9 protein-coding genes and 1 pseudogene are annotated in these 10,611 nt (G+C 70.1%); 6 read left to right on the top strand and 4 right to left on the bottom strand.

Annotation, left to right across the window (positions count from 1 at the left end; translation table 11 throughout):
* Positions 1–77: 77 nt before the first annotated feature.
* On the bottom strand, positions 78–722 hold the full coding sequence (locus RB628_RS33830; RefSeq protein WP_318324451.1) for a DUF4360 domain-containing protein: 645 nt from the start codon (positions 720–722) through the stop codon (positions 78–80).
* Positions 723–1,077: 355 nt separating this feature from the next.
* Here RB628_RS33830 and RB628_RS33825 point away from each other — a divergent pair, with 355 nt between their 5' ends.
* Complete coding sequence (locus tag RB628_RS33825) at positions 1,078–1,944, top strand: intradiol ring-cleavage dioxygenase (protein WP_318324450.1); 867 nt, start codon at positions 1,078–1,080, stop codon at positions 1,942–1,944.
* Between the two features lie 79 nt (positions 1,945–2,023).
* Here the strand turns inward: RB628_RS33825 and RB628_RS33820 are convergent, their stop codons facing one another.
* Entirely contained in the window at positions 2,024–4,327 is a 2,304-nt protein-coding gene (locus RB628_RS33820) for a peptidoglycan recognition protein (protein ID WP_318324449.1), read from the bottom strand.
* A gap of 167 nt (positions 4,328–4,494) precedes the next feature.
* Positions 4,495–4,620, bottom strand: coding sequence for a hypothetical protein (locus RB628_RS33815; protein ID WP_318324448.1), 126 nt, complete (start codon positions 4,618–4,620; stop codon positions 4,495–4,497).
* 25 nt (positions 4,621–4,645) lie between these two features.
* On the opposite strand from RB628_RS33815, the pseudogene RB628_RS33810 reads away from it, so the two are divergent.
* Positions 4,646–4,888: pseudogene (locus RB628_RS33810) on the top strand (beta galactosidase jelly roll domain-containing protein); the annotation flags it as partial.
* Between the two features lie 16 nt (positions 4,889–4,904).
* Here RB628_RS33810 and RB628_RS33805 read toward each other — a convergent pair.
* Positions 4,905–6,413: an alpha-N-arabinofuranosidase gene (locus RB628_RS33805; protein WP_318324447.1), complete on the bottom strand. Its 1,509-nt coding sequence runs from the start codon at positions 6,411–6,413 to the stop codon at positions 4,905–4,907.
* Positions 6,414–6,598: 185 nt separating this feature from the next.
* Here RB628_RS33805 and RB628_RS33800 point away from each other — a divergent pair, with 185 nt between their 5' ends.
* The 4 genes from RB628_RS33800 to RB628_RS33785 are packed head-to-tail and all read left to right on the top strand — an operon-like array spanning position 6,599 to position 10,497.
* Positions 6,599–7,222, top strand: coding sequence for a transcriptional regulator (locus RB628_RS33800; protein WP_318324446.1), 624 nt, complete (start codon positions 6,599–6,601; stop codon positions 7,220–7,222).
* Positions 7,219–7,836, top strand: coding sequence for a toxin-antitoxin system, toxin component family protein (locus RB628_RS33795; RefSeq protein ID WP_318324445.1), 618 nt, complete (start codon positions 7,219–7,221; stop codon positions 7,834–7,836). The genes RB628_RS33800 and RB628_RS33795 overlap by 4 nt, the downstream gene beginning before the upstream one ends.
* Positions 7,833–9,071: an MAB_1171c family putative transporter gene (locus tag RB628_RS33790; RefSeq protein ID WP_318324444.1), complete on the top strand. Its 1,239-nt coding sequence runs from the start codon at positions 7,833–7,835 to the stop codon at positions 9,069–9,071. Before RB628_RS33795 ends, RB628_RS33790 begins: the two co-directional genes overlap by 4 nt.
* Complete coding sequence (locus tag RB628_RS33785) at positions 9,064–10,497, top strand: pyridine nucleotide-disulfide oxidoreductase (protein WP_318324443.1); 1,434 nt, start codon at positions 9,064–9,066, stop codon at positions 10,495–10,497. Before RB628_RS33790 ends, RB628_RS33785 begins: the two co-directional genes overlap by 8 nt.
* Positions 10,498–10,611 lie beyond the last annotated feature (114 nt).

The raw sequence follows: 10,611 nt of genomic DNA, 5'->3' as shown, positions 1-10,611 counted from the left end.
TGCGGACACGGCCGGCCGTGTCCGCACCCCGCCCGGCGACCGGGCCTACAGCTCCCCTACGGCCCTTGACGCCGACCTCACTTCGCCGGGCACTCCTGCCACGCCAGGTGATAGACCGTGTTGATGTCGCCGTCGGTCGAGTCCATCGCCATGAAGCTGGTCCCTGTCGACGTACCAGCGTTCACCCGCAACTCCGTGTTGATGTTGAAGTTGCGCTGAACCCCACAGGGCGCCCAGACCAGTTGCGCCCAGTCGGTGGAGTCGGTGGCCTGCCAGTTGTCGTTGTACGGGCCGCTGTACGCGTGGGTGCGGAACGCCGTGCTCGACGAGCCCTGGAAGTAGTACGAGGCCCGCTGGATGGCGCTCGCGCCCTGCTGGAGGGCGGCGAAGCCGCGGTAGTCGACGCTGGCGATGGCGTACGTGAAGCCCGCCGGGACGTGCACCAGCAGGTTGAGCTGACAGTTCTTGCGGAACGCCGTCGGGTCGGAGTTGCCGCCGGCCTGGGCGAGGTAGTCGCTGTAGGTGACGGTGAAGGCGGTGTTGTCGCCGGAGACGGCCACCGCGGCCGTACCCGCCGGACAGCCGGAGCCGTTCACCGTGGCGACCTTGATGACGATCTTGTCCGGGGGCGGGTCCTCGAAGGACGACCCGGCACCCTGTGCGGGTATCGCAGCGGCGAACAGAGCGGCAATCGCGCCGCTCACGAGCAGGCCACCAGCCATGTTTCTCCCTTTCATCGCGTGTTGCAGTGGGGGGCGAGAATCACGCAGACGGTCATGCGCATGCCAAGTGCAGACGCACGCCCGCACCCAACCTGTGATTGAGCAGTGAAGGATCTGTGAAGGCGGGGCGGTCGCAGCATAGGTGGCGGGGCAGGCACCAGCCAGGTCGATCCCCGGCCAATCCCCGCCCGCGAGCGGCCTGTTTCACCCGTCGATGCAACCCGCAGCCATCACCACGCCGCGCGGAGTGTGCCCCAACTCCGCCCCAAACCAATAGAGTTGAGCGATAGGTCCAAAGGGTCTTCACAGCCGCGATTTAAGGAAATCCTCAGGTGCGCCCCTAAGTTTCCGGGACATGACAGAGAACACGAACCCCCAGAACACGGCCCCCGAGGCCTCCGCCGACGCCACCGCCTCCGTGGGCAAACACCGGCTGAGCAAGACCATCCAGCGGCGCCGCGTCCTGATCGGCGGCGGTACCGCGGCGGTGGTCGGCGGACTCGCCGTGGCCGGCTTCGCCTCCGCCGGCACGACCACCACCGCCGAGGAGTCAGAGGCGGCCACCACCACCGCGGAGGACAGCTCCTCGTCCACCACCAACAGCGTCTGCGTCCTCAACGCCGAGGTCACCGAGGGCCCCTACTCCCTGGACGGCGCACTCGTCCGCGCGGACATCCGCGAGGACCTGGAAGGCTTCGAGGTCCAGCACACCTTCACCGTCGTCGACCTCGCCAACGACTGCGCCCCGCTGGCGAACGCCCTGGTCGAGATCTGGCACTGCGACCACCTCGGCGAGTACTCCGGCTTCGTGGGCGGCAACGGCCACACCTACGAGGACAACGGCACCTTCCTGCGCGGCGGGCAGATGACCGACGAGAACGGCCAGTGCAGCATCACCTCCATCTGGCCCGGTCACTACATCTCCCGCGCCGTCCACATCCACATGCAGGTGCACACGGACGTCACACTCACCGACACCTCGTACACCGGTGGCGAGGTCATCCACACCGGCCAGCTTTTCTTCGACGAGGACATCAACGAGGAGATCCAGGCGACCTCGCCGTACTCGGCGAACACCACCCCGGAGACGGCCCTCTCCAACGACAGCATCTACGACGACGGGGGCGCGTCCTCCGGCCTGCTGACGCTCACCGCACTCGGCTCCAGCGTCTCCGACGGTTACAAGGCCACCCTCACCGTGGGTGTGGACACCTCCGGCTGAGCCCGGAAACGTGAACAACCTGAGCCCCGTACGAGGACGGCACTCAGGTTGTTCACGCGGGGAAGGGGAGCCGGACGTACTACTTCAGGTAGACCAGGCCGTCCGTCGTGACCGTCGGGCGGCCGCTCGTGCCGACCACCACGATCTTGACCGTGTGCTTGGCGCTCGCGCTCCAGCTCTTCGTCCAGATCGCGTCGCGGTACTTCGTCGTCGCCGACTTCAGGTCGACCGTCGCGGCCTTGACGCCGTCCACGAACACCGTGATCTGGCCGGACGTCGAGGCCCGCGACACCGCGAGGGCGGCCGAGCGGCCCGTGAACGTCCAGGTCAGCGAGGCGTTCTTCGCGGAGCTGGAGTACGACTTGCCGCCCAGGTAGCTGGTCGACGACTTCGTCGTCCAGGTGCCCGTACGGGTCGCGGAGGTCTCCTGGAGGATCACCGGCGTACCGGCGACCGAGGCCGCCCTGGCGTTGCCCGCCTGGTCGTACGCGGTCATCCTCCAGGTCGTGGCCGCGCCGGACTTGGAGGTCAGTGCGGCGCTGGTGACCGTCGGGCCGTACGTCTTGGCGACCGGGGCCGTCAGACGTACCTCCTTCAGTACGGCGGTGTCCGTGGCCTTCCACTTCAGAGTGACCGGGACGGCGGTCGTGCTCACCGTGCCGGTGCGCAGGGAGAGGTTCGGCGCGGTGGTGAAAGTGGGCGCGGTCGTCTCGGCGACGACGGTCGCGGCTGCGGTGGTCGTCGTCTTCCCGGAGATGTGGGTGGCCCGTACGGACACGGCGTGCGTACCGAGCGCCAGGTTCACCTTCCCGGAGGTCGCCGTACCGGCGGCGGTGGCGGCGGCCTCTCCGTCGACCAGCACCTCGTACTTCGTGATCAGGGCGGCGGGTGTGGTCGCGGACCAGTTGACCGTTATGGCCGACTTCGTGTACGTCCGCACACCCGAAGTGCCCGCTCCCGTGACCGACTTGAGGGTGAGGCCGGCGACCGGCCCCGCCGCGTGACTGCGGATGGCGGGCAGCTGGGCGTAGAGCTTGGAGCCCGGGCACTCGGTGGCGTAGCCGTCGCCGTGGCCGTGGATGGTCGGGAAGGTGAGCTGGGTGCCCGTGCTCCACGACTTCCTGGTGCCGTAGAAGTTGTTGCCGGCGGCACCCGCGGTGAGCGTGGTGGTGGCCGTCGGCCCGGGGTTGACGCCGTACTGGCCGAGCTTCCAGGCGGCGACGCGGGCGACGGAGGTCAGCACGGCCGTCGGCGGCTCGACCAGGTTGTAGTTGCCGAGGACGGAGATGCCGGTGGTCTGGGTGTTGAAGCCGTAGGCGTGCGCGCCCAGGACCGGCTTGTCGACCCCGCCCTTGCGGCCCTCGAAGACCGTGCCGCACTTGTCGACCAGGAAGTTGTAGCCGATGTCCTTCCAGCCGTTCGTCTTCACGTGGTACGTGTAGATTCCGCGGATCATTGCCGGGGACTGGGCGCACGTGTAGTCGTTGGTCTCGGCGGTGTGGTGGACGACCACCGCCTTGATCCCGTTGGCCAGGTAGTCCGGCGCCTCGGGGCTCATCGACTCGTCCGCGCCCCAGCCGGCCCTTGAGGTGATCGGCGGCTTGGGGGCGATGGACGGCGGGGCCGTGGGACCGGTGCTCGTCGGGGCGGACGGCGTGGCAGAGGCCGACGCGGACGCGGACGTCGAGGGCGAGGCACTGGGCGACGCGGACTCGGAGGCGGACGCGGACGGAGACGCGGAGGTGCTCGCGGACGCGGAGGGGGTGCCCGTGCCGTCCGTCGGGGAGACGGAGGGTGCGGCGGTCACCTCCGTCGGCGTCGCGCTCGCGTCCGGCGACTCGGTGCTCGCGGCCGCCGCGTATCCCGCCGGCTCCAAATCCGACACCGAACCGGTGCCGGGATCGATCATGTCGACGCGCAGCCCCTCGGGCAGCTCCGCGGACGTCTTGCCGTCGACCCGGACCTCCACGCCGTCGGACGCGCCGACCCACGCGGGGTCGGTACCGGCGCGGGCCGCACCTTCCTCGCCGGGTCCGCTGTCCGTGCCCAGCTCCAGCCAGGACGACCAGTTGTCGGTGCCGGCGTCGCGGGTGCGGACCTCGACCTTGCCCGCCAGTGTGGCCGACGGGTCGGACCAGGTGACGCCGAGCATGCTGAACGGCTTGGTGTCCTTCTTGGCCAGTGTCGCCGAGTCACCGTCGGCGGCGACCTTGAGCGCCGCCGCGTACTCCTCGCTCGCGATCGGCCCGGAGGCCGGCTTGCCGTCGTCGGCCGCGCCGTTCGCGCCGCCGCCGTTCACGCCCTGCACGATCAGAACCCCGGACACTCCGGCGGCCACTACGGCCCCGATGCCCCACCCTCGACGCGATCTCAGCAAACTCATCCCCGTCTGCACACCCTTCACCTAGACCCCACCCATTACCTGCACATGCAGGGGTCAAGGTATCGGGAGAGTGAAGGGCGTCAACAATCAAACCGGAACTGCATCCTTCAAAGTGGTTTGCGATCGCTCCAATGGAGCACAATAAACGGCCCTGAAAGGCTGGAAAGTCAGGAAATCCACGGGTTGTCCCAGGCGGCCGGTTCCTCGGCCAGTCCCCGCCCCGGCTCCGGCAGCTCCCCGGCCGCCAGATCGGCGAAGGTCACTGGCTGTACGGGGAAGGGTCGGGCCGGCATCTGCCGGGGTCCGGGGACGGTGGGCGCGTACCGCGTCCGGGTCGTTCCGAACGGCTGGAACATGGGCCGGTACGTCAACGACGTCGGCCCCCGGCACTTCTTCGCCCTGCCGAACGGCATCCTGCGCACCCGGGGCGCCAACACCCTTGCCCTGGCGGTGCTTTCGGACGGCAGGACGGTGTCGGGACCCGGGGAGGTACGGCTGACGCCGCTGGAGAGTGCGGCCGGGGGAGTTCCGGTGACGGTCGTCCCCTCCCCCGGCCGGTGAACAGCGGGTGGGGATCTCAGGCCAGCCGGATCACGTTCCACGACAGCGGCTCCAGGACGGCGGTCAGCCTGCCGTCCTGGAGGGTGGTGCCGGTGGCCTGGTGCGGGGTGACGCGCTCCGGGTCGTCCAGGGTGTTGCGGGCGTCCGGGTCGGCGTCGGCGATCGCGCTGTGCTCGACGACCGACGTCAGCTCCAGACCGTTCAGAGCGACTTCGAGAGGCAGCGGCTGGTTGCGGTCACGGTTGACGGCGAAGACGGTGACCGTGCCGTCGGCGGCGCGTACGGCGGTGGCGTGCAGGAGGTCCGTCTCGCCGTACTTCTTCGTCCCGTACGTCGGCGAGTCCACCCGTACGTCGAGGACCTCGCCCCGCCCGTACTTGCTGGCCTGCGCGAACGGGAAGAACGTCGTCTGGCGCCAGGCCGGGCCGCCAGGCTCGGTCATGATCGGCGCGATGACGTTGACGAGCTGGGCGAGACAGGCGACGGTGACGCGGTCCGCGTGCCGGAGCAGGGCGATGAGGAGCGAGCCGAAGACGACGGCGTCGGTGACGGAGTAGACGTCTTCGAGCAGGCGCGGGGCCTCCGCCCAGTCCTCGGCCGGCTGGGAGCTGGGCCGGGTGGTCATGTACCAGACGTTCCACTCGTCGAAGGAGAGGTTGATCTTCTTCTTCGACTTGAGGCGGGCGCCGACGTGGTCACAGGTCGCGACTACGTTGTCAATGAACGACTCCATGTCCACGGCGGAGGCCAGGAAGGAGTCGATGTCGCCGTCGTGGGGCTCGTAGTAGGCGTGCAGGGAGATGTAGTCGACCAGGTCGTACGTCTCCTGGAGGACCGTCGCCTCCCACTCGGCGAACGTCTCCATGCCCTGACTGGAGGAGCCGCAGGCGACGAGTTCGAGGTCCGGCTCGATCTGGCGCATCGCGCGGGCGGTCTCGGCGGCGAGCCGGCCGTACTCCTCGGCGGTCTTGTGGCCGGTCTGCCAGGGACCGTCCATCTCGTTGCCGAGGCACCACACCCTGATGCCGAAGGGGTCCTTGTCGCCGTGGGTGACGCGCAGATCCGAACGGGCCGTGCCTGAGGGGTGGTTGGCGTACTCCTGGAGTTCGAGTGCCTCGGCGACTCCCCGGGTGCCGAGGTTGACGGCCATCACCGGCTCGGCCTGCGGGCCGATCTTGCGGAGGAAGTCGATGTACTCGGAGAGCCCGAAGCGGTTGGACTCCGTCGAACGCCAGGCGAGGTCGAGCCGGCGAGGGCGTTCCTCGACCGGACCGACCGAGTCCTCCCAGTTGAAGCCGGAGACGAAGTTGCCGCCGGGGTAACGGACGGCGGTGACGCCGAGTTCGCGGACCAGCTCCAGCACGTCCGTGCGCAGGCCCGCTTCGTCGGCGGCGGGGTGACCGGGCTCGAAGACACCGGTGTAGACGCAGCGGCCGAGGTGTTCGACGAAGGATCCGAAGAGACGGGGGTCGACCTCGCCCACGGTGAAGGCGGGGTCGATCGTGAAGCGGGCGGTGCGGGACATGGGTTCCTCTCCGACATTCTGCGTACGGCGTTCGGTATATCGGTGTCCGCTCGTAACTTCGAACAGGACCGTAATTTTGGAGTGCCCGCACGTCAATGGCGTGTGCGCCCAACGATCGTTCCGGGAGCTCCAACGATCGTTGGATTTCCCTGGTGCGCGGGGTTCCCGACGCGTAAGGTCGGCCCGTGAGTGAGCCCCCGTCTCCCCTTCGGGAGACCCTCTCCGACACCCTCGCGCGCCTCGATGAACGCATCGCCGAGGCACGTCTCGATCGCGCCGAAGTCCTGGACGTACAAGGCCTGTCGGCCCGTACGGCTCTCACGGAGGGCGAGATCCAGGCCCTGTTGACCGAGAGCGCACAGCCGGCGGCCGACGACATCGAGGACCGCATCCGGCGCCGGGTGCGCACCCTCCATGAGACGCGGCTCGCGGCAAGCGGCAGGAAGCGCAGCGAGGTCTGCAAGGAGGTCGCGGACGCCCTGTCGATCAGCCCCGAGTGGGCCCGCCAGCTGCTCCTCGGCAAGAAGATGCCGAACGTTCCCGACCTCACCGCGCTCGCCGCGTTCTTCGGCGTCGAGCAGGGCACCGGCTTCTTCACCGACCCCGCGCCCATCGTCCTGAACCGTGAGCTCCATCGCCTGTTGGCGGAACTCGGCGGCGCCGAGGACGGCCCGCTGGTCCGGTTCGCGACCCGGCACGGCGTCGTCACGCTGGCCCTGCGCGGCCGACGGCTGACCCCGCGCAAGCAGGAGGCCCTCGCGGTGATGCTCGAAGGGCTGCTGAGCGGCGGCGAGGAGACGGACCGATGACACCGAGGGGGGTGACGAGGGACGTTCTGGCGGCTCTGCTGCCGGCCCGGGCCGCGCACCGGTTCCGGACCCGGGGTGCGATGCGCGATCTGACCTCAGCGCTCGATGCGGCGCTGCGGGAGCAGAACAACGGCCCCTCCGGGGTACGCGAGTTGTGCCGCGCGCTGTGCGAGGAGATGAGTGAGCGACGTGGACGGCGCGTCGAGCTTCGCTTCGAACGCTTCCCCGACGAGATCGAAGTCACCGGTCTCTGGGTGGAGTTCCACGAATTCGACCTCGTGATCGTCGAGGAGCGCGCCGAGGCCGTGCAGCAACTCGTCATCCTGGGACACGAGTTGTGGCATCTCCACGCCGGGCACTGTCACCACCACAGCGTCGGCGCGACCGCCGCCCGAGTGCTCGCCGACGAACAGTGGGGGCAGGACCGGGCGCTCGCCGTCGCCGCCCGCAACGGCTCCCGCAAGGCCGAGGAGGCCGACGCCGAGGAGTTCGGCCACCGCCTCGCCACCGTCTTCCGGCCATGGGTGGAAGAGCGTAAGGCGAGCACGGGCAGCAGCGGCGTGCAGGCCTCCCTGGGGTATCGCGGCCGGGGAAGCGGAAACGCACGGCGATGAACCCCTCCGGCTTCCCCGGCGAGCCGTACCCCGTCCTCGTGTTCGGGACACCGATCGCGGTCCTGGCCGCCGCTCTGGTGTTCAAGCTGCCCAGCATCGTGAGGCTGTGGCGGGACCCGCTGCGGCGCGCGGCCGGCGGACTGCTGCTGCTCGCCTGCGGCATCTTCGTCTTCGCGGCGCCGCCGAGCATCGCCTGGACCAACCGGGTCACCGGCGTGCCCAACATCGCGGCGCCCCTGGTGTACAGCCTGCTCATCGCGTTCTGCGGAGCGAGTCTGCTGCTGATGATCGCGTGGCGCGGCGGCCACACCGGCCACTCGGCGAGATCGGCCAGGGCTCGTCGCGCGATGCGGTGGGTCGCCGTCGGTCACGCGGGCGTGATCGTCGCGCTGTGGGCGCTGTTCGGGCTCGCGGAGGCACCCGTGGAGCGTCGGCGGGACCTGGACACGTACTACGCCCGTACGCCCTTCATGCGCGAGCTGATCGTGGTCTACCTGCTCGCGCACACCACGTCCTGCGTCCTGACGTACCGGCTGATCCGGAACTGGATCCACACCGCCGGACTCGACGTGTGGCTGCGCCGGGGCCTGCAGTCGCTGGCCGTCGGCTATGCCGCCAACCTGGTGTTCGACGCGGCGAAGGGCACGGCCGTCGTCGCCCGCTGGGCGGGCCGCGACCTCGACCCGCTCTCCACGGAGCTGGCCCCGGCCGCCGCAGGCGTGGCGGCCGTCCTGATCGCGACGGGGTTCGTGCTGCCGCACGCCGGCCAGTATCTGCGCGACCGCTGGCGGATCCGCCGCGACCACTCCCGGCTCGGCCCGCTGTACGACCTCCTGCGCACCGCCACCGGCAGAGGCGTCCCCTTCTCCGTGCGGGCCACCCCGGAACTGCGGCTGACCCGCCGCGAGACGTTCATCCGCGACGCCCTGCTCCAACTCGCCCGCCACTTCGACGAGGAACTGCGGCGGCGGGCGTACGGGGCCGCCGAGGAGCTGGGGTACGGGCCGCGCCGGGCGGAGGCGCTGGCGGCTGCGGTGACGATCCGGGACGCGATCGCGGCGCGCGCGCAGTGCCGTCTCCCCTCTCCCCAAGTCACGGACCACGGCACGGACTTGCTCACGGACCTGCTCCAGAGCATCGAAGCCGTGTCCGAGGTCCTGAGTCACCCCGATGAGATCGAGGCGGTGCGCACCCTTGCGACCGCCCCAGCAGAGAGCCTGCACGTACATGAGTGAACGCCCGACTACCGTCGACTCCCCTGCCAGACCTGCCGCCAGACCGTCCGTCAGATCCGCCGTCGTCCTCGGCGGATCGCTCGCCGGGCTGCTCACGGCCCGTGCCCTGGTCGGGTTCGCCGACCGGGTGACCGTCGTCGAGCGCGACGTCCTGCCCGACGGCCCCGAGCCGCGCAGAAACCTGCCACAGGCCCGGCACGCGCACCTGCTGTGGTCCGGCGGCGCCCGGGCCGTCGAGGAACTGGTGCCAGGCGTGGGCGAGTTGCTGCTCGACGCCGGTGCGCACCGGCTGGCTGTCACCACGGACATGGTCGCGCTGGCGCCGCAGGGCTGGTTCCGGCGGTGGCCCGAGTCGCACCACGTGTACCTGTGCGGCAGGGACCTGCTTGACGCGACCGTCCGCGCCCAGATCCTGGACGACGACCGGATCAAACTGGTGGAGCACGCCGAGGTGTTGGGTCTGGAGGGCACGGACGAGGCCGTCACCGGGGTGCGGGTGCGCGGCGCCGACGGCAGCCGGCTCACACTGCACGCGGACCTGGTCGTGGACGCCACCGGCCGCGCCTCGCGCGCTCCGCACTGGCTGCGCGAACTGGGGCTGCCCGAACCGCCCCGCCGCGTGGTCGACTCCGGGCTCGCATACGCCAGCCGCGTCTACCGGGCGCCCGAACCGGCCCGGCACGGCTACCCGGTGGTCAACGTCCAGGCGGACCCGATGGGGACCGGGCCGGGCAGGGCGGGCGTCCTCATGCCCATGGAGGACGGCTGCTGGCTGGTGTCCCTGTCCGGTACCCGGGGCAGCGAACCGCCCACCGACGGCGCGGAGTTCACGCGTTTCGCCCGTGAGGAGCTGCGCCACCCGGTGATCGCCGACCTGCTCGCGGGAGCGGAACCCCTGACGGACGTCTCCGTCACCCGTACGACGTCGAACCGACGGCACTACTACGAGCGGATGCCCGCCTGGCCGGAGAACTTCACGGTGATCGGCGACGCGCTGGCCGCGTACAACCCGATCTACGGCCACGGAATGTCGGTGGCGGCCCAAAGTGCCGTGGTCCTACGAGATGTGATCGACCGTCAAGGCTGGGGCACCCCCGGTCTGTCCCGCCGTATCCAGACGGCGGTGGCCCGCCCGGTCGCGGCGGCCTGGGACCTCGCGACGAGCCAGGACATCTTCTACCCCGGCGCCACGGAGAAGGGCCCCACCCTGCGGGACCGCCTGCTGGCGGCCTACGTGGGCCGCCTGATGCGCACGGCCACGGGCAACGGCCGTATCGCGCGCCGGGTCACGGACGTGACGTCCCTGGAGCGCGGCGCGGAGGTACTGCTGGCGCCGAGCGTCCTGCTGGCGGCGGCGATCGGCCCGCTGAAACCACCGCTGAGCGGACCGCCGTTGCGGCCCGAGGAGTGGAAGGCGGCGGAGTGACGGCAGCGGAGTGACGGCAGCGGGGTGACGGCAGCGGGGTGACGGTCACGGAGTAACAGCAGCGGGGGTGACGGTCACGGAGTAACACCAGCGGGGGTGACGGTCACGGAGTAA

This window comes from Streptomyces sp. ADMS, assembly GCF_033441795.1.
Lineage (GTDB): Bacteria > Actinomycetota > Actinomycetes > Streptomycetales > Streptomycetaceae > Streptomyces.
This window is presented reverse-complemented; position numbering and strand designations above follow the sequence as displayed.

Bases quoted from the DNA above. Each gene is read 5' to 3' on its own strand.
- RB628_RS33805 (WP_318324447.1), bottom strand. From the start codon at position 6,413: ATGTCCCGCACCGCCCGCTTCACGATCGACCCCGCCTTCACCGTGGGC.
- RB628_RS33795 (WP_318324445.1), top strand. From the start codon at position 7,219: ATGACACCGAGGGGGGTGACGAGGGACGTTCTGGCGGCTCTGCTGCCG.
- RB628_RS33820 (WP_318324449.1), bottom strand. From the start codon at position 4,327: ATGAGTTTGCTGAGATCGCGTCGAGGGTGGGGCATCGGGGCCGTAGTG.
- RB628_RS33825 (WP_318324450.1), top strand. From the start codon at position 1,078: ATGACAGAGAACACGAACCCCCAGAACACGGCCCCCGAGGCCTCCGCC.
- RB628_RS33790 (WP_318324444.1), top strand. From the start codon at position 7,833: ATGAACCCCTCCGGCTTCCCCGGCGAGCCGTACCCCGTCCTCGTGTTC.
- RB628_RS33815 (WP_318324448.1), bottom strand. From the start codon at position 4,620: ATGCCGGCCCGACCCTTCCCCGTACAGCCAGTGACCTTCGCCGATCTG.
- RB628_RS33785 (WP_318324443.1), top strand. From the start codon at position 9,064: ATGAGTGAACGCCCGACTACCGTCGACTCCCCTGCCAGACCTGCCGCC.
- RB628_RS33830 (WP_318324451.1), bottom strand. From the start codon at position 722: ATGGCTGGTGGCCTGCTCGTGAGCGGCGCGATTGCCGCTCTGTTCGCC.